This window comes from Streptomyces sp. R33, assembly GCF_041200175.1.
Classification (GTDB): Bacteria; Actinomycetota; Actinomycetes; order Streptomycetales; family Streptomycetaceae; genus Streptomyces; species Streptomyces katrae_B.
This window is the reverse complement of the sequence record NZ_CP165727.1, coordinates 3,661,725-3,679,528: the sequence shown is the minus strand read 5'-3', so window position 1 is coordinate 3,679,528 and position 17,804 is coordinate 3,661,725. Positions and strand designations below refer to the sequence as shown.

The 17,804-nt window shown below is 71.4% G+C and carries 15 protein-coding genes and 1 pseudogene; 10 read left to right on the top strand and 6 right to left on the bottom strand.

Translation table 11 applies throughout. The annotated features are described in order from the left end of the window. Positions 1-11: 11 nt before the first annotated feature. The 3 genes from AB5J51_RS16645 to AB5J51_RS16635 all read right to left on the bottom strand — a co-directional run bounded on the left by AB5J51_RS16645 (position 12) and on the right by AB5J51_RS16635 (position 1,656). Positions 12-509: a succinate dehydrogenase hydrophobic membrane anchor subunit gene (locus AB5J51_RS16645; protein ID WP_053786358.1), complete on the bottom strand. Its 498-nt coding sequence runs from the start codon at positions 507-509 to the stop codon at positions 12-14. Between the two features lie 8 nt (positions 510-517). Further along, positions 518-898 carry a succinate dehydrogenase, cytochrome b556 subunit gene (gene sdhC / locus AB5J51_RS16640; protein WP_078987295.1) on the bottom strand — a complete coding sequence of 127 codons (381 nt, stop codon included), beginning with the start codon at positions 896-898 and terminating at the stop codon, positions 518-520. 152 nt (positions 899-1,050) lie between these two features. Continuing rightward, a complete protein-coding gene (locus AB5J51_RS16635) occupies positions 1,051-1,656 on the bottom strand; it encodes a 2-oxo-4-hydroxy-4-carboxy-5-ureidoimidazoline decarboxylase (protein WP_369777984.1) in 606 nt (201 codons plus the stop codon). A gap of 373 nt (positions 1,657-2,029) precedes the next feature. Here AB5J51_RS16635 and AB5J51_RS16630 point away from each other — a divergent pair, with 373 nt between their 5' ends. Together AB5J51_RS16630 and AB5J51_RS16625 are read left to right on the top strand one after the other, a co-directional pair. Then, entirely contained in the window at positions 2,030-2,773 is a 744-nt protein-coding gene (locus tag AB5J51_RS16630) for an RNA polymerase sigma factor (protein ID WP_133899738.1), read from the top strand. After that, the gene (locus AB5J51_RS16625; RefSeq protein WP_369777983.1) at positions 2,773-3,861 is read left to right on the top strand and encodes a hypothetical protein; all 1,089 of its coding nucleotides are present in this window, start codon (positions 2,773-2,775) and stop codon (positions 3,859-3,861) included. Before AB5J51_RS16630 ends, AB5J51_RS16625 begins: the two co-directional genes overlap by 1 nt. 365 nt (positions 3,862-4,226) lie before the next feature. On the opposite strand, the gene AB5J51_RS16620 is transcribed toward AB5J51_RS16625, so the two are convergent. Next, positions 4,227-5,099, bottom strand: a complete 873-nt coding sequence (locus tag AB5J51_RS16620) for a L,D-transpeptidase family protein (RefSeq protein WP_133897108.1) — start codon at positions 5,097-5,099, stop codon at positions 4,227-4,229. 490 nt (positions 5,100-5,589) lie between these two features. On the opposite strand from AB5J51_RS16620, the gene AB5J51_RS16615 reads away from it, so the two are divergent. Beyond that, positions 5,590-7,170, top strand: coding sequence for a methylmalonyl-CoA mutase (locus tag AB5J51_RS16615; protein WP_369777982.1), 1,581 nt, complete (start codon positions 5,590-5,592; stop codon positions 7,168-7,170). A 58-nt stretch (positions 7,171-7,228) separates the two neighbouring features. Next, positions 7,229-7,888, top strand: coding sequence for a leucine efflux protein LeuE (gene leuE, locus AB5J51_RS16610; RefSeq protein WP_369777981.1), 660 nt, complete (start codon positions 7,229-7,231; stop codon positions 7,886-7,888). A gap of 202 nt (positions 7,889-8,090) precedes the next feature. Here leuE and AB5J51_RS16605 read toward each other — a convergent pair whose 3' ends face one another. Continuing rightward, on the bottom strand, positions 8,091-9,458 hold the full coding sequence (locus AB5J51_RS16605; protein ID WP_369777980.1) for a polysialyltransferase family glycosyltransferase: 1,368 nt from the start codon (positions 9,456-9,458) through the stop codon (positions 8,091-8,093). Further along, on the bottom strand, positions 9,458-10,435 hold the full coding sequence (locus tag AB5J51_RS16600) for a glycosyltransferase family 2 protein (protein ID WP_369777979.1): 978 nt from the start codon (positions 10,433-10,435) through the stop codon (positions 9,458-9,460). Before AB5J51_RS16600 ends, AB5J51_RS16605 begins: the two co-directional genes overlap by 1 nt. Positions 10,436-10,611: 176 nt before the next feature. Between AB5J51_RS16600 and AB5J51_RS16595 the strand changes: the two genes are divergently transcribed. The 6 genes and pseudogenes from AB5J51_RS16595 (at position 10,612) to AB5J51_RS16570 (ending at position 17,695) form a co-directional block, all read left to right on the top strand. Next, positions 10,612-11,952, top strand: a complete 1,341-nt coding sequence (locus AB5J51_RS16595; RefSeq protein WP_369777978.1) for a DUF6716 putative glycosyltransferase — start codon at positions 10,612-10,614, stop codon at positions 11,950-11,952. A 68-nt stretch (positions 11,953-12,020) separates the two neighbouring features. Then, positions 12,021-12,737 (top strand): annotated as a pseudogene (locus AB5J51_RS16590) (cytidylyltransferase domain-containing protein); the annotation flags it as partial. Between the two features lie 47 nt (positions 12,738-12,784). Next, positions 12,785-13,696: an N-acetylneuraminate synthase family protein gene (locus tag AB5J51_RS16585; protein WP_053786348.1), complete on the top strand. Its 912-nt coding sequence runs from the start codon at positions 12,785-12,787 to the stop codon at positions 13,694-13,696. 89 nt (positions 13,697-13,785) lie between these two features. Then, positions 13,786-15,030: a hypothetical protein gene (locus AB5J51_RS16580; protein WP_369777977.1), complete on the top strand. Its 1,245-nt coding sequence runs from the start codon at positions 13,786-13,788 to the stop codon at positions 15,028-15,030. Between the two features lie 137 nt (positions 15,031-15,167). After that, positions 15,168-16,412, top strand: a complete 1,245-nt coding sequence (locus AB5J51_RS16575; RefSeq protein WP_053786346.1) for an amidohydrolase — start codon at positions 15,168-15,170, stop codon at positions 16,410-16,412. Positions 16,413-16,630: 218 nt separating this feature from the next. Then, positions 16,631-17,695, top strand: a complete 1,065-nt coding sequence (locus AB5J51_RS16570) for a BMP family protein (protein WP_053786345.1) — start codon at positions 16,631-16,633, stop codon at positions 17,693-17,695. Positions 17,696-17,804: the final 109 nt, after the last annotated feature.

Below are 17,804 nucleotides of genomic sequence, written 5' to 3'. Positions count from 1 at the left end.
AGCCCCGTTGCCTAGCGGATGTTCGGGTCGAAGGTGAAGATCACCAGCGTGCCCAGAAGGATGGTGAACACCGTGGCGGTGTAGAGCAGGCCCTTCAGCCACAGCCGCGTGTTGGCGCGCTCCGCGTAGTCGTTGATGACGGTACGCAGGCCGTTGGCGCCGTGCAGCATGGCCAGCCACAGCATCAGCAGGTCCCAGACCTGCCAGAACGGGGACGCCCAGCGGCCCGCCACGAAGGCGAAGCCGACCTTGGAGACGCCGCCGTCCAGCACCAGCTGGATGACGAGGTGGCCGATGACCAGGACGACGAGGACGATGCCCGAGAGGCGCATGAAGAGCCACGCGGCCATCTCGAAGTTGCCGCGGGTCGAGCGCGGGGTCTTGCCCGTGCGCTTGCGCGGGGCCTCGATGTACGGCGCCGGGTTGTCGACGTCGTAGAGGCTCACGCCCTCCACGTCGCCGATGGCCTGGGCGGAGGAAGCGTCAGAAACCGTGTTGTTCGAAGACATGGCGCGTGTCACTTCCCGAACAGTTCAGCAGCTGCGTGACCGAGGACGGGGTACAGGGCCCCGGCCATCAGGATGATCCAGACGATCATCACGCCCCAGAGCATCTGCTTCTGGAGACGGGGGCCCTTGGACCAGAAGTCCACGGCGATCACACGGAGACCGTTGAGCGCGTGGAAGAGGATGGCGGCCACGAGGCCGTACTCCATCAGCGCGACGATCGGAGTCTTGTAGGTAGCCACGACATCGTCGTACGCCTCGGGGGAGACGCGGACGAGAGCGGTGTCGAGGACGTGTACGAACAGGAAGAAGAAGATGAGGACGCCGGTGACTCGATGAGCCACCCAGGACCACATTCCTTCCCGGCCGCGGTACAACGTTCCAGCCGGCACGGAAAACCCTCCGGAAGCGGGGCGGGGGCCAGCCGGCTTCTTTGTCGGTCGGGCCCGGCCGGGTACGGTCCTCCGGCCCCGGACATCGTAGCGACGCTTTGTCGGTTCCCTTGCGCCGGGTCCATCGGTGTGATCAAACAGGCACGGACGGACTATCCCACAGGGGCGAATAGCCCTGAATCCGCGGCGGAAACCCCGTCCGGCGAGGTCAGCCAATGTGTCAGGTCGGCGAGCCGGACCTGGGCGAGGCGGCGCAGCTCGTCCGCCGAGATCGACCGCTCCTCGTCCGCCTCGAGCTCCATCCGCCGCCGGACCGCGGTCAGGAGCTGGTCCGCCTGCTCCTCCGGCGGGTGCCCGTCCAGGCAGATCACGAAGGCGTGGCCGAACTTGCGCTCGTACTCCGCATGGGCCGCGTCGAGCGCCAGGAGCGCGGCGTACGGGGCCCCGTGGTCCAGCTCCACCGGGACCTCCGAGGCCAGTGCCTCGCCCAGGTCCGCCTGGGAGAGGTCGTACGAGGCCTCGTCGGCGGCGGCCAGCAGCGCCCCCGGATCCGGATAGGGGCGGTGCCTCGCCACCCGCTGGGCCCAGCGCCGGCTCCCGCAGCAGTGCAGCAGGACGGCCTCGGCGGCCTCGGGGGACAGGGCGTTGAACCGCGCCAGCCCGGAGCCGTGCGAAGGATCGGAGCTGCCGCGGGCCTGTGCCGGAAGGTGGCTGGACAGCGGGGGGCTCCTCGGGGCGTGGCTCGGGTGTGCCGCCACGCTAGCGACGCCGGGCCGGGTGTGTCGTACCCATCCGGGGTTTTCACCCGGAAGTGAGCCGAAAGGATGACGTGATGACGGGGCGGCGCGCCGGAAACCGGAAAACAGGGAGCAGCGGCGGTGCAGGGAGGGGCGGCGGGGGAGGAGGAAGACGACCGAGGCCGCCACCCCCCACAGGAGAGGCCCCGGTCGCCGTCCGTACGGGCTCGTGCGACAAGCCCGTACCCCTGTCAGCGCCGCGAGTGCGTTTTGTGTCACACCCCGCTTCGCGCACGATTGGTTGCTCCCCGTACACCACGTGGACGAAGGTACTTGAAGGCCGTAACGTGCTGATTTGCGCCACACGTACAAGACAGTGAACGGGTTGGGGACTTTGCTGGGGGACGACGCGGAGCTGACCGCCGCGGTGCTCGCGGCACAGGGCGGCGACGAGAGCGGGTTCCGTACTGTGTACCGCGCCGTGCACCCACGCCTGCTCGGATACGTACGCACACTCGTCGGGGACGCCGACGCGGAGGACGTGACCTCCGAGGCCTGGCTGCAGATCGCCCGCGACCTCGACTCCTTCACCGGCGACGCCGACCGCTTCCGCGGCTGGGCCGCCCGGATCGGCCGCAACCGGGCCCTCGACCACATCCGCATGCGCGGGCGCCGCCCCGCCATCGGCGGCGACGAGACCGAGCTGACGGTCCTCGCCGCCGACAGCGACACCGCCGGCGAGGCGATGGAGGCCCTGTCGACCGGCCGGACCATGGCGCTGATCGCACAGCTTCCGCAGGACCAGGCCGAGGCCGTGGTGCTCCGCGTCGTCGTCGGCCTGGACGCCAAGAGCGCGGCCGAGACCCTGGGCAAGCGGCCCGGAGCGGTACGCACCGCAGCCCATCGGGGCCTGAAGAAACTGGCCGAGCTGCTCGGCCAGGAGGGCGGCTTCGGGCCGGACCTGGATCCGGGCTCGGATGAGGCGGGGCCGGTCGGCCATAATGCCGATGGCCAGGCGCGGGACGGCAGGGGCGGGAGGGATCTCGACGCCGTGCCCGCTCAGCGTGGCCGGGGCGGTGGCCTCGTAGAGCAAACCGGTGTGACGCATTCACGTTGGCGGACGCAGAAGGACATGTGATGGCCGACGAGCGCAACAGGTGGCTGGACAAGGCCGCGGCGGAACGAGTGCTGCGCGGCGGCCCGGCCGCACCTGGCGCCGACCGGCGCGCCCAGGAAGCGGAGGCCCGGCTGCGGGCCGCCCTCGACATGCTGGCCGCGCCGCAGCCGCCCGCCGGGGTGGAACTGCCCGGCGAGGCCGCGGCAGTGGCCGCCTTCCGTGCGGCGCGCGGCGGGGCCGTGGCGGGCGGGGCATCCGGGGCGATGTCGGCATCAGGAACATCCGGGGTGGCTTCGGCGCCCGGATTGTCCGCGATATCCGCACTGCCCGGGACGTCCGGACCGGTCGGCGTCGACGCCACGCCCCTCGTGGAACTCGGCACGGCCGCCGCCCCCCTCACCGTTGCCGCATCCCGGCGCGGCCGCCCGGCGCGGTTCGCCCTGGTCGCCGCACTGGCGGGCGTCGCCGTCGGCAGCCTGGCGGTCGCCGCAGGGGCCGGCCTGCTGGACCGGGTCACGCACGACACGGCGGGTCCTGCACCGGCGGTCTCCCTGAGCGCCGACGAGAATCCGACGACGGCCGGCGACACCGCGGGCCCGACCCTCGCACCGCAGCTGCGGCCCACCCCGCTCCGCGGCACCGACGGCTCGGAGCCCGGCCTCGGCACGGCGCAGACGCCGGGTGCGGACGCGGGCGCGGTCCAGGGATTCGGTACCGGAACGGGAACCGGACCCGGCACCTCGTCCGGCGGCGGCGCCGGCAGCGGCGACGCGGGCGGCAAGGACACGAAGGACGGCAAGGACACCTTCGCCGGCGGGACCACCTCGCTGAAGGACGCCGACAAGCAGAACCGCCTCAAGGCGGTGGACCTGTGCGAGGCCTACCGGTCGGGGCACATGACCTCCGACCGACGCGAGCGGCTCTCGAAGCTGGCGCAAGGCCTCGCGCGCATCCCGCAATTCTGCGAGGCGCTGCTCGACGGGCCCGTCCGGAGCGGTGCGCCGGCCGTTCCGCGCACGGCCGACGACGGGAGCCCCGTACTCAAGGCCCCGACGTTCGTCCCGGCGAGCCCGGTCCCGTCGTCCGCGGCGGCCGGCAAGCCGCGCTGACGGCTGCAGCCACAGCGGCTGCCGGCTGGCAGGCGTTCCTTCGGGTGGTCCGCGAGCACTCCTCGAGCGGGTCCCGAGCGGCGGCGTGAACGGGCTGTAACACTTTTCGAACCTGCGGCGCAGTACATAACGAGCCGACTGGTCATCGGCCGCGCATGAGCCGGGGTTCCCCCCGTACCCCTGGGCTCTGCGCACCCGGCGCGGGCGGGGTTCGTTCCCCCGGCCCTGCCCGCGCCCTTTACTTCTCCGACCGGATCCCCGGGATCCCCGGGGCCCATCCGGATCACGCGGATCACGCGGATCGGATCACTCGGATCACGCGGATCGGATCACGCGGATCGTCAGGATCTTCCGGCAACCCGGGATCACCAGTAGACGACGACCTTGTCGCCGACGTGCACCTGGTCGAACAGCGCCGCGAGCTTGCCCTTGTCCCGGACGTTCACGCAGCCGTGCGAGGCGCCGGCGTAGCCGCGGGCCGCGAAGTCGGCGGAGTAGTGCACGGCCTGGCCCTGGCTGAAGAACATCGAGTACGGCATCGGCGTGTGGTAGATGGTCGACGTCCAGTCCTTGGCCTTCCACTCCACCTTGAACTCGCCCTCACGGGTCGGGGTGTTCTCGGAGCCGAAGCGGACGTCCATGGTGGAGACGATCTTGCCGTCGATCATCCAGGCGAGCGTGCGGCTCTCCTTGCTGATGCACATGACGCGGCCCGTCATACAGCGCGGGTCCGGCGCGTCGACCTCGTTGACGGTCGGCGGGCGCAGCTCGTCGGCGGTGGGCTTCTTGCTGAGGCTCTGGATCTTCTTCCAGGTGGCCTCGTCGACCGCACCGGACGCCGTCAGGCCGTTCTTCGCCTGGAAGGCCTTGACCGCGGCGGTCGTCTTCGAACCGTAGAAGCCGGTGGGCGCGACCGTCATGTACTTGAGCTGCTTCAGGCGGGCCTGGAGCTCGCGCACCTGCTCGCTCTCGTCGCCGTTCGCCATGATGGCCTTGACGGTCGGCGAGGGCGACGCGGACGGCGAGGCCGACTGCGAGGCGGACGGCGAGGGCGAGGCGTCGGCGGGCTTGTTGTCCGTCGACGGGGAGCTCTCGGGGGTGGAACCCGCCGCGGACGCGGACGGAACCGAAGAGGCGGAGCCGGCCGGCTCCGTCTTCTGCGGCCCGCAGGCGGTCGCGGCGAGCGCGACGGCGGTGGCCACCCCGAGCGTGCGGACTATGAATCTCTGGCGGTGCATTGCAGTCCCCCGATTTCTACGTCGTGTATCTAGGTGATGCCTGGCGGGCGCGGAGAGTTGCAGACGATCCAGGGATGTTGCGCCATTGTGACCAGCGGCCGTCAGGGGACGGCCGCAGCCGTCGCGGGGAGGTTGTATCAGCCCCGCGGCCATTTGCTCTACAGCCCCTCCCGGACAGCCTTCCGCCGGCCAGGAGGGATATGGCGTACATCTGCTGACATGGTCTTGTTTGCCATGGAGTGATCGCATGAGTGCGGAACTTGCATACGAGAAGCGCCAGTTCGGGCACCGTGCGCGCCTCGCGCTCCTCCCGCGCTCGCCCTGAAGGTGGATGACCAAGCTCACACGGCGCGCACGATGCGAAACCTGCCGCACCGGCTGCCGGGAGGGCAGTCGTCAGGCGCGTCCAGCGCGCCAAGCCCACCGCCGCACGGTAGGGAGGAACCTCCTGATGTGAACCAGGAAGGCACCTCAAGGAGGGCTTCGTCGCATGGCGAGTACTGAGAGCGGATTTCCGATCGAACCCGTTTACGGGTCGCGCGATCTGACGGGGTGGGATCCCGAGGGCAAACTGGGCGAACCTGGGGCGTATCCGTACACGCGAGGGGTTTACCCGACGATGTACACCGGCAAGCCGTGGACGATGCGGCAGTACGCCGGGTTCGGGACGGCGGCCGAATCGAACGCCCGGTACCGGCAGCTCATCGCCGGCGGCGGCACCGGGCTGTCCGTCGCCTTCGACCTGCCGACACAGATGGGGCACGACTCCGACGCGCCGCTCGCGCACGGGGAGGTCGGCAAGGTCGGCGTCGCGATCGACTCCGTCGAGGACATGCGGGTGCTGTTCGACGGGATCCCGCTCGACCGGGTCTCCACGTCCATGACGATCAACGCCCCCGCGGCGCTGCTGCTGCTGATGTACCAGCTGGTCGCCGAGGAGCACGGGATCGACGGCGGGCAGCTGACCGGGACGGTCCAGAACGACGTGCTCAAGGAGTACATCGCGCGGGGCACGTACATCTTCCCGCCCGAGCCCTCGCTGCGGCTGACGGCCGACACCTTCCGGTACTGCAAGGCCGAGATCCCCCGCTGGAACACCATCTCCATCTCCGGCTACCACATGGCCGAGGCCGGAGCCTCGCCCGCGCAGGAGATCGGCTTCACGCTCGCGGACGGGATCGCGTACGTCCGGACGGCGTTGGCCGCCGGGATGGAGGTCGACGAGTTCGCCCCGCGCCTCTCCTTCTTCTTCGTCGCCCGCACCACGCTGCTCGAGGAGGTCGCGAAGTTCCGGGCCGCACGGCGGATCTGGGCCCGGGTCATGCGCGAGGAGTTCGGGGCCCGCAACCCGAAGTCGCTGATGCTGCGCTTCCACACCCAGACGGCCGGGGTCCAGCTGACGGCGCAGCAGCCGGAGCTGAATCTCGTACGGGTGGCCGTGCAGGCGCTCGGGGCGGTGCTGGGCGGCACGCAGTCGCTGCACACCAACTCCTTCGACGAGGCGATCGCCCTGCCGACGGAGAAATCGGCGCGGCTGGCGCTGCGGACGCAGCAGGTGCTGGCGTACGAGACGGACGTGCCGCACACCGTCGACCCCTTCGCCGGCTCGTACGCGGTCGAGCGGATGACGGACGAGGTCGAGGCGGCGGCGCTCGCGCTGATGCGACGCGTCGAGGACCTCGGCGGGGCGGTGGCCGCGATCGAGGCCGGCTTCCAGAAGGGGGAGATCGAGCGGAACGCGTACCGCATCGCGCGGGAGACGGACGAGGGCGAGCGCGTGGTGGTCGGGGTCAACCGGTTCGCGCTGGAGCAGGAGGAGCGGTACGAGCCGCTCCGCGTCGACCCGGCGATCGAGAACCGCCAGCGGGAGGCGCTGGCGGCCCTGCGCGCGAGCCGCGACGCAGAGGCGGTGTCGGCGGCGCTGGCAGCGCTCCGCGAGGCGGCGGCCGGCACGGCGAACGTCCTCTATCCGATGAAGGAGGCCCTGCGCGCCCGCGCCACGGTGGGGGAGGTCTGCAACGCCCTGCGGGAGGTGTGGGGGACGTACGAACCGACTGATTCCACATGGTGACGTATTTAATGGAAAGCGTCAGTCACGACAGGTGTATCGCCATGGGACACTCCTGCTCATGCTGGGTGTCATCGATCTGCCGACCTACCTCGTCGGGCTCATATTGATCATTTTGCTGCCGGGGCCGAACTCGCTGTACGTGCTCTCCGTCGCGGCGCGGCGCGGCGTGCGCACCGGGTACAAGGCCGCCGCCGGGGTGTTCACCGGGGACGCCGTGCTGATGGTGCTCGCCGCCGCCGGGGCGGGGGCGCTGCTCCAGGCCAGTCCGGTGGCCTTCGGCGTCGTCAAGCTGCTCGGCGCCGGGTACCTGACCTGGCTGGCCGTCGGGATGATGCGCGGTGCGTGGGCGCTGTGGCGCTCACGGACCGAGCGGGACGAGCGGGCCGAGCAGGACCAGGCCTCGGACGCAGTTCCGGCCGAGGGGGAGCGGCCGTACCGGCGGGCGCTGCTGATCAGCCTGTTCAACCCCAAGGCGATCCTGTTCCTCGTCTCCTTCTTCGTGCAGTTCGTGGATCCCTCGTACGCCTACCCGGCGCTCTCGTTCCTCCTGCTGGGGACGCTGCTGCAGTTCGGCAGCTTCCTGTACCTGACTCTGCTGATCTTCGGCGGCACCCGGCTGTCGGCCGCCTTCCGCCGCCGCAAGCGGCTCTCGGCCGGGGCCACCTCGGCGGCGGGCGTGCTGTTCCTCGGCTTCGCCGCCAAGCTCGCCGTCAGCTGAGCCCTCGGCTGACCGGGCCGTTCAGCCGAGGGCCCGGCGCAGCCGCGGGCCCAGCGGGCGTTCCACCCAGTGGTGCACGGCACACACCCCGAGGACCCGCTCGGCCCCCAGCGGCTGCTGGAGCATCGTCAGGTTGACCACCGCCTGGACGCCCCCTCGGTGCGAGGAGCCGGCACGGTGGTCTGCGCGGTGGCGGTCGCCGTCACCGCGTGCGGGCCGCGCGCAGCCGCCTCAGCCGGCGGACCACGCGGCGGACGGCCGGGCTGTGGGGCAGGAAGGACAGCTGGGCCGGGATGCCGCCGGGCAGTCCGAGGGTGGTCAGCCGGCGGCGTTTGAAGTAGCGCCAGGTGCGCTCGTCGAGGTGCGCGGCCAGATGGCGTTCGGCGTCCGTGCGGCGCGCGGCCAGGATCTGCGGCTGCATGGTGAACCCGACCGCGGTGAGCAGCCCGGCCAGCCCGTCGCGGACCTCGTCGGGGCCGGGCGCGGTCCAGCCGGCGACGGCCTCGGCGTCCGCGAGGGCGGGGAGCAGCGCGTCGACCACCGTCAGCGGGATCCGGTTGCTGTTCTGGTACGGGGCGAGGCGGGCCAGTATGGCCTCGGTCCCGGTGCGCGCGACGGGCAGCCCGTACAGGGTGGCGGCGGTCAGCAGGCCGGTGGAGAAGCAGCCGACGACCAGGGCGGGGCGCAGCCGCTGGTAGAGGGTCTCGGCCAGGACCGGGGTGGTCATGACGGTGAGGCGGGCGCCGAGCCGTTCGGCCTCGGCCTCGGCGCGGCGGGAGTACTCGGCGGGGGCGCTGGGGTGGGGCTTGAAGACGAGCTCGAGGTGGCCGAGGGCGTGCGCGCCCCGGACCATCTCCACGTGGAGGTCCTCCTCCTCCTGCGGGGAGAGGAGTTCGAGGGCGGAGAGGTACTGGCCGAGCAGCAGGGCCGGCGCCTCGCCGACCCCGTCCAACTCCGGTGCGTACGAGGGGAGTTCCCCGAGCACCTTGAGGAACTCCGGCGTCGGGACCAGCTCCGCCGGTACGTCGAACTCGGTGAGCAGCAGCGGTTCCAGACCCGGCACCAGATCCAGGTGCAGGACGCGGCGCACGCGCATGCCGAGCTGCGGGTCGAGGCGGAAGCGGGTGGGTCCGTAGCTCATCAGCCCGTCGGCGTAGACGTCGACGGCGGCGCCGGGGAACAGCGTGCACAGGGTCCGGGCGGGCGGGACCTGGATCGACTCCACGATGATCTCGACGCGGTCCTCGTCCAGTCCCCAGATCGCCCGGAGCTGGCGTTCCCACAGGGGGACGTCCTCGGGGCGCGGGGCCCAGGCGCTGGGGTGCTGCGGGGCGATGGCGGCGTTCCAGTCGAGCACCTCGTCGAAGCGGGTGCGCAGCGCGGCGAAGCCCGGCATGTCGGCGAGGCCGGGGGAGACCTCGGCGGTGAGGGCGTGGTTGCTGGTGAGCAGGATGCGGCGGCCGGCCGGCGGGAAGCTGCCCGCGTCGATGCCGGCGGCGAGCGTGGCCATCCCGTAGAGCGTGGACGCGAGGAAGATCTGGGTGCAGGGAGGGGTGGCGTGAGTGGCCATCAGAGCGCGGCTCCCGCTCGTGCGGGCCGGCCGCGCAGGCGGCGCAGCACTCCGGCGCGGTCGGCGTCCATCGAGTTCAGGGCCCGGTCGAGTACGTCCTGGGGCATGCGTCCGAGCGCGGCCGTGCTCATCGAACGGAGTTTCTTGGCCACGGCCGGTTCGTACCTTTCGATGGTCCCGATATGGTGCGCGATAATTGCACAATATGTTCGGACGGCTTTTGCGAGCAGGAGATCACTTTCCCGGTCTTCTGCCGTATCGGCCAGAACCTGGTCGAAAGCCCTGATGAAATCGAGCTGGCGCTCGTCCTTGATCTGCGTGAGCGAGGTCGCGACCCCGCGCCGGTAGAAGATCCCCGGCAGCCCGACCGCCGCGAAGGACTCCGCACCCCGGTGCAGCCTCCAGATCCACGGCCGGTCCTCCGCCGTCCGCAGCCCGTCGGTGAAGTGCAGCAGCCCGCGGTCCAGCAGCCGCCGGTGGTACATGCCGGCCCAGGCGTACGGGTAGTCGACCGAGGTGGCCCGGGAGGCGGGCAGGATCCCGCCCCGCGGATCGCCGACGACCAGCTGCGGACCGTACGGGACGCGCTGCACCGAGCGGGTGCGGCCGGTCACCTGGACATGGTCGTTGCGGACGAAATCGCAGCTCAGCGCCTCTATGACGGCCAGCGTGCGGGCCAGATGGCCGGGCGCCAGCCAGTCGTCGCCGTCCAGGAACGTCACGTACTCGCCGCGGGCCGCGTCCAGGCCGGTGTTCCGGGCCGTGGCCAGGCCGCCGTTCCGTTCGTGTCTGAGGAGCACCGCCCCCGGCAGCTCGCGTGCCGCACGCTCGAGGAGTTCGGGAGTCCCGTCCGTCGAGCAGTCGTCGACGAGCAGGAACTCGAAATCGTCCCGGGCGTTGAGTTCGAGGCTTTTCAGGGCATCCGGTGCGTATGTCTGCACGTTGTAGAACGGCACGACAACAGAGAGCTTGAGCACCCGCGAGACATTAAGGCGTCGTCCGGCATTCACCATGGCCCGTATGCGGATTCCATGTGAACGACGCAGGGCGGGCGCGTTAACCCGTGCGGTTTCGCATGACGTAGACGGGTTGTTAACCCGCTGTTGTGCGTTCGTTGGGCCGATCACCGAAATTGCGGAATAGCTTCTGCCGGGTGCCAGCCAGTAATCGTGCCGCCACTCATACTCGTACTGCCCTTCGCGTCGCCGTACTCGCCGATTCCGATACGCGATGGAAATGGGGCGCACTCACCGCCCGCCGCCTCGCGGTGGAACCGCACCTCACCGGGTACCTGCTCCGCGGCCGGGCCACCCCGACCGCGCGCCAGCTCGGCGAGGTGGGCGTCCGCGCCGACCGGCTCTCCGAGGTGACCTGCGCGCAGTTCCTCGCGGAGCTCGAGCGCGAGAAGTACGACGTCGTCGTCCTCGCCCTCGTCGGTGGAGCCGTCCAGGCGGTCCTGCACGGGGTCCGCGCCCTGTGGCCCGAGCCCGCCGCCCGCCCCGTCCTCGTCACCGGGTACGTGGGCGTCGTATACGAGAAGCTCGCCGACGGGCTGCTGCTGCGACACGGGGCCGACCTCGTCCTCGCCAACTCCCGCTACGACGCGGGACGCTTCCGCGCGGTGTACGAGGGCGTCGGCGCGGACGCCGGCGCCGTCACGGAGACGGCACTGCCGTTCCTGGACGGAGCGGCGTACGAAAGGGCCGGCAGCAGCGCCCACACCGTGGTCTTCGCCGTCCAGCCGTCCGTCCCCGAGAGCCGCGCCGACCGCGCGTACCTGCTGGAGCGGGCGGCCCGGCACGCCCGGCTGCACCCCGGGCGCGAGGTGCTGATCAAGCTGCGCAGCCGGCCAGGGGAGCACACCACGCACCTGGAGGAGCAGCCCTACCAGCGGCTCGCCGAGCGCATCCCCGGCGGACTGCCCGCCAACTGCCGGCTGGTCTACGGGAACATGGGCGAGGTCCTGGACGGCACGGACCTGCTGGTCACGGTCTCCTCCACGGCCGCCCTGGAGTCCCTGCACCGCGGGATCCCGACGGCCGTCCTCACCGACCTCGGCATCCGCGAGGTGCTCGGCAACCACCACTTCCTCGGCTCGGGCTGCCTGGCGTCCTGGGACCAGCTGGACGCCGGCCTGCTGCCGCAGGGCGACCCGGACTGGCTGGCCGACCAGGGCGTGACGGGCGCGCCGGGCGCCCCGGACTCCTTCGCCGCCGCCCGCGCCCGGCTCGGCGAACTGCTGGACCTCCCGGTCCTCCCCGCCGTCGCCCCCTACTACACGCAGGTCACCGCGCCCGGGTACCTGCCCGGGATCCTGGCCCGGCACCATCTCGCCCCCGACGGGACCCCGCTGCCCGGCGCCGTCCGGGAGGGCGGCGGGGAGTCCCGGCTGCGCCGCTGGCTGCGCTCGCACCTGCGCGAGGCCGCCCGCGGGGCGTACCGGCACGGGGTCCAGCGCGTGGCCCCGATGATCCGCCGGATGGGCGAGCTGTGAGCCCCGCCGCGAACTTCGCCGTGAGGCCCGCCGCGAACTCTGCCGTGAGGCCCGCCGCGAACTCTGCCGTGGGACCCGCCGTCGACCCCGCCGCGGACTCCGCGAGGCGCCCGCGCGTCCTGGCCGTGATCCCGGCCCGCGGCGGCTCCAAGGGCGTCCCGGGGAAGAACCTCGCCGAGGTGGCCGGAGTCCCGCTCGTCGTCCGGGCCGTGCAGGCCTGCCGGGGCGCCGCCACCGTCACCGACGTCGTGGTCTCCACCGACGCCGGGCCCATCGCGGACGCCGCCCGCGCCGCCGGGGCCGAGGCGATCCGCCGGCCCGCGGCGATCTCCGGGGACACCGCGAGCAGCGAAGCCGCCGTGCTGCACGCGCTCGACGCCTTCGAGGAACTGCACTCCCTCACCGTGGACGTGGTCCTCCTCGTCCAGTGCACCAGCCCGTTCCTGACCTCCTCCGACGTCGAGTCGGTCGCCGCCGCCGTCGCATCCGGCGCCGCCGACTCGGCCCTGACCGTCGCCCCCTTCCACGGCTTCCTCTGGCGGGAGGCGGCCGACGGCGCCGGCAGCGGCGTCAACCACGACAAGGCCGTACGCCCCCGCCGGCAGGACCGGCCCCAGGACCTGCTGGAGACCGGCGCCGCCTACGCCATGGACGCCGCCGGCTTCCGCACCTCCCGGCACCGCTTCTTCGGGCGCACCCTCCCCGTCGCCACCGACCCCGCACGGGTCCTGGAGATCGACGACCCGCACGACCTGGCCCGCGCCCGCCTCCTCGCCCCCCTTTTCCCACCCCCTCTGCACCCCCACGCACCGAACGAAGGACCTGAGCTGCCATGACCGTCGCCCCCGCCAACGCCCGCCTGCGCACCTTCGGCTCGCGCACCGCCGGCCCCGGCCGCCCCGTCTACGTCGTCGGCGAGATCGGCATCAACCACAACGGCGACCTCGGCAACGCGTTCGCCCTCATCGACGCCGCCGCCGAAGCGGGCTGCGACGCCGTGAAGTTCCAGAAGCGCACCCCGGAGATCTGCACCCCGCGCGACCAGTGGGACATCGAGCGCGACACCCCCTGGGGCCGGATGACGTACATCGACTACCGCCACCGCGTGGAGTTCGGCGAGGCCGAGTACCGCTCCATCGACGAGCACTGCGCCAAGCGCGGCATCGACTGGTTCGCCTCCCCGTGGGACACCGAGGCCGTCGCCTTCCTGGAGAAGTTCGACGTCCCCGCCCACAAGGTGGCCTCCGCCTCCCTCACCGACGACGAGCTGCTGCGCGCCCTGCGCGCCACGGGCCGCACCGTCGTCCTCTCCACCGGCATGTCCACCCCGAAGCAGATCCGCCACGCGGTGGAGGTGCTCGGCAGCGACAACATCCTGCTCTGCCATGCCACTTCGACGTACCCGGCCAAGGCCGAGGAGCTCAACCTGCGGGTGATCAACACGCTGCAGGAGGAGTACCCCAACGTCCCGATCGGCTACTCCGGCCACGAGACGGGCCTGCAGACCACCCTCGCGGCCGTCGCCCTCGGCGCCACCTTCGTCGAGCGGCACATTACCCTCGACCGCGCCATGTGGGGCTCCGACCAGGCCGCCTCCGTGGAGCCGGGCGGCCTCGCCCGCCTGGTCCGCGACATCCGCACCATCGAGACCGCCCTCGGCGACGGCATCAAGCGCGTCTACGACTCCGAGCTCGGCCCCATGAAGAAGCTCCGCCGGGTCCAGGGCGAGCTCGCCTCCGTCTGAGCCGCGGTCCGGCCTTCGGCCCCTCCGCCGTCCCCGCCCGGTGTCCGTCCGGTACGACGCTCCGCCCCGCCCCTGACGAGGAGTACGTGGTGACCCCCTCAGCCTCCACCCTGGCTTTCGTCGAGAGTCCGGTCCAGCTCCTGAACGTGCTGGAGTGGGCGTACGCCGAAGCCGTGTCCACACCGGGCGGTGCCGTCCGGCTGGACGGCGTCCCCCGGCAGCCGGGCCCGCTCGCCTCCCGCGGCCTGCGGCCGTCGCCGGATGCAGCCGCGGAGAATGCGGGCCCGGAGAATGCAGGCCCGCAGGACGCGGCCCCGGCCGGCGCGCGCTTCGGGGACGCAGCGCGCGCAGCGTCCTGGCTGCGGATCGTCGTACTGCCCCCCACCGACCCCATGTCCCGGGGACAGCTCCGCCGGATGGCGGGCCTCGCGCGGGACGAGGGGTACGAGGTCGCCTGGCAGGAGGCCCGCGGCGGCCGGCTCGCGCCGTTCAAGGCGCTCGCCGCGCTCGCCCGGGACGTGCGCGCGGCCCGCCGGGTCGTCGTCGGCGACCCCTTCTCCCGGTACGTGCAGCTCCTGCTCACCCTCGTACGGGCCGAGGAGCTCGTCGTGGTCGACGACGGGACCGCCACCATGGAGTTCGTCGCCCAGACCGGCCGCGGCGAGCGGCTCGTACGCTGGCACCGGGTCGGCGGCGGAGGCCTGCCCGGCCGCGTCCGCGAGCTCGCGTACGCGCCGGTCTCGGCAGGCGCCCGGCGCCGCTTCACCCCGGCCGCCGGCAAGGGGCGCCGCGTCGAGGTGTTCAGCTCGATGCCCGTCACCGTCCACGGCGCGATGACGCTGCGGGTCAACGAGTTCGCGTGGACCCGCTCCCGCTTCGGCCCGCCGCGGCTGACCAAGGGCACCGACCTCGTCGGCACCTCCCTCGTGGAGACCGGCGTGGTCGACCCGGCCCGCTACCTGGACGCCGTACGCGCCCTGACCCTGGAGCACGGCGCCACCCGCTACTTCGCGCACCGCCGGGAATCCGCCGAGAAGCTGCGCGCGCTCAGCGAGGCGACCGGGCTCGAGATCGTGCGCCCGGACCTGCCGCTGGAGCTGATCGCCCGGCGAGGACCGGTCGGTCGTACGATCGTCAGCTTTCCGTCCACCGTCGTCCACACCCTGCCGTACGCGCTGACCGGAACCGGTGTGACCGTCGCCGTATGCAATGTCGACCCGGCCTGGCTCACCGGCTCCGCCTCGCCGCGGGCCCGCAGCTTCCTCGCCGGGGTCACCGAGACCGCCCGTGATGTGCACAGACTGCCTGCCCAGACGGCCTCTGCGGCCGGATGAGCGCGCGAGTTTACCCCCGGGTGCATCCGGTCATGCGTCCAGAGGTCTGGTTTTTTTCCCCTAACGGCATGAACTTTTGGTGATCTCCAGCCAGTTGAGCCATTCGTGGGCCTACCCTTCAACGGGTGAACCAGTTGATGTCCCGCGAGTCCCAGACCGCCCTGCCCGGCACGCCCGACCGGCCCGAGCTGCCCGGCAAGCTTCCGGACCACCTGCGTGCCGAACTGATCGCCTTCCGCCGGGACTTGCACATGCACCCCGAGCTAGGACACCAGGAGTTCCGCACCACGGCGGCGATCAAGGCCCGGCTGGAGAAAGCCGGCCTGCGCCCCCGCGTGCTGAAGTCCGGAACCGGCCTGATCTGTGACGTGGGCACCTGGGACGGGGGCCGGCCGATGCTGGCCCTGCGCGCGGACATCGACGCCCTGCCCATTCCGGACACCAAGACGCACGTCGCGTACCGCTCGACCTTCCCCGACCGGGCCCACGCCTGCGGCCACGACGTGCACACCGCGGTCGTCCTCGGCGCCGGCCTGGTCCTCGCCGACCTCGACCGGCAGGGTCTGCTGCCCCGCCCCGTGCGGCTGCTGTTCCAGCCCGCCGAGGAAGTGCTGCCCGGCGGAGCCACCGACGCCATCGAATCCGGCGTCCTGGACGGCGTGGGCCGGATCGTCGCGGTGCACTGCGACCCGAGGGTCGACGCCGGGAAGATCGGACTGCGGACCGGGCCCATCACCTCCGCCTGCGACCGGCTGGAGATCACCCTGGCCGGCCCCGGTGGGCACACGGCCCGCCCGCACCTGACCACCGACCTCGTCACGGCCGCCGCCCGGGTCGCCGTCGACCTGCCGGCCGTGCTGTCCCGCCGGATGGACGCCCGCTCGGGCATGTCGATCACCTGGGGCCGGATCGAGGCCGGGCACGCCTGCAACGTGATCCCGATGCACGCCGAGCTGTCCGGGACCATCCGCTGCCTGGACATCAACGCCTGGCACGAGGCCCCCGACCAGATCCACGCCGCGATCGACGAGATCTCCGGGATGCACCGGGCCAAGTCGGAGATCACCTACGTGCGCGGGGTGCCGCCGGTCGTCAACGACCCGGTGGTCACGGAGCTGCTGCGCGAGTCGATGGCGGCCCGGCTCGGCAAGGACTCCGTCGAGGACACCGAGCAGAGCCTCGGCGGCGAGGACTTCTCCTGGTACCTCGAGCACGTGCCCGGAGCCATGGCCCGGCTCGGCGTGCACACCCCGGGCGCGAGCGCCAAGAGGGACCTGCACCGGGGCGACTTCGACGTCGACGAGTCCGCGATCGGGGTCGGGGTGGAGTTCTTCACGGCCGCGGCACTGCTCGACGGACGGCGTTCCAGGCCGATCGGGTAAAAATTTCTACAACATCTGAGCGCCTGCAGGCACACCTGTCCAGCCCTTGGTACACAAGGGCTGGACGTCCGAGCAGTTACCGATCGGTCACTGTCCGATTCGCGACGATCCGATAACGACTCATGAACGGCCCTTTAACTGACATCTACGCGCGTTACGATCGCCGCGAAACCAGCGCCGGTCGTGGCGCTTCGGTCAGGTTTTGAAGGAGCCTCCCCTTGCGCCGGATCACCAGGATCGCCACCGTGGGCATCGCGTCCGCGGCGCTGGCCCTCTCGGCCACCGCCTGTGGCGGAAAGAAGTCGTCCGACTCCTCCGCGTCCTCGTCGGAGTCGTCGTCGGGCAGCAAGTCCGCAGCCATCGCGTACGACATCGGCGGCCGCGGTGACCAGTCCTTCAACGACGCCGCGTTCGCGGGTCTGGAGAAGGCCGAGAAGGACCTCAAGATCAAGGGCGCCGAGGCGGAGCCCACCGAGGGCGAGAGCGAGGCCGACAAGGTCCAGCGCCTCACCGAGCTCGCGCGCAAGGGCAACAACCCGGTCATCGGTGTCGGCTTCGCCTACGCGCCGGCCATCAAGAAGGTCGCCGCGAAGTTCCCGAACACCACGTTCGGCCTCATCGACGACACCTCGGTGACCGACAAGAACATCGCCAACCTCGTCTTCAACGAGGAGCAGGGCTCCTACCTGGCCGGCGTCGCCGCCGCCAAGGCGTCGAAGACCGGCAAGGTCGGCTTCATCGGCGGTGTCGAGGTTCCGCTGATCAAGAAGTTCGAGGCGGGCTTCGCGCAGGGCGTCAAGGACACCAACCCCAACGCCGAGGTGCTGTCGACCTACCTGACGCAGCCCCCGGACTTCTCCGGTTTCGCCAAGCCCGACCTCGGCAAGGCCGCCGCGCAGGGCCAGCTGGCCAAGGGCGCCGACGTGATCTACTCCGCCGCCGGTCTTGCCGGTTCGGGTGCGATCGAGGCCACCGCCACCGCCGGCAAGTGGGCCATCGGCGTCGACTCCGACCAGTACAACCAGGCCGGTCTGGCGAAGTACAAGGACCACATCCTGACCTCGGTCACCAAGGACGTCCCGGACGCGGTCTTCAACCTGATCAAGTCGGTCGAGGACGGCAAGCCGCAGAACGGTGAGATCCGTTACGGCCTCGACAAGGACGGCGTCGGCCTGGCCGACTCCAACCCCGAGTACAAGAAGATGACGGACGTCACCGCCGCGGTCGAGAAGGCGAAGGCCGACATCATCGCCAAGAAGATCAACGTCAAGACCGCCCCGTAAGGCCGTCTCTGATATGAAGTAGTGGTCTCCGGGGTCCGGGGAGCGGCCTGTGCCGCTCCCGGGCCCCGAGCCGTGTTTCGTGATCCTTGTGGCCACTTGGCCGCAAGTT

What these genes read in the sequence shown, in the direction of transcription:
- AB5J51_RS16645 (WP_053786358.1), bottom strand. Translation starts at nt 509, where the DNA reads ATGTCTTCGAACAACACGGTTTCTGACGCTTCCTCCGCCCAGGCCATC.
- AB5J51_RS16625 (WP_369777983.1), top strand. Translation starts at nt 2,773, where the DNA reads ATGGCCGACGAGCGCAACAGGTGGCTGGACAAGGCCGCGGCGGAACGA.
- AB5J51_RS16620 (WP_133897108.1), bottom strand. Translation starts at nt 5,099, where the DNA reads ATGCACCGCCAGAGATTCATAGTCCGCACGCTCGGGGTGGCCACCGCC.
- AB5J51_RS16615 (WP_369777982.1), top strand. Translation starts at nt 5,590, where the DNA reads ATGGCGAGTACTGAGAGCGGATTTCCGATCGAACCCGTTTACGGGTCG.
- leuE (WP_369777981.1), top strand. Translation starts at nt 7,229, where the DNA reads ATGCTGGGTGTCATCGATCTGCCGACCTACCTCGTCGGGCTCATATTG.
- AB5J51_RS16605 (WP_369777980.1), bottom strand. Translation starts at nt 9,458, where the DNA reads ATGGCCACTCACGCCACCCCTCCCTGCACCCAGATCTTCCTCGCGTCC.
- AB5J51_RS16585 (WP_053786348.1), top strand. Translation starts at nt 12,785, where the DNA reads ATGACCGTCGCCCCCGCCAACGCCCGCCTGCGCACCTTCGGCTCGCGC.
- AB5J51_RS16575 (WP_053786346.1), top strand. Translation starts at nt 15,168, where the DNA reads ATGTCCCGCGAGTCCCAGACCGCCCTGCCCGGCACGCCCGACCGGCCC.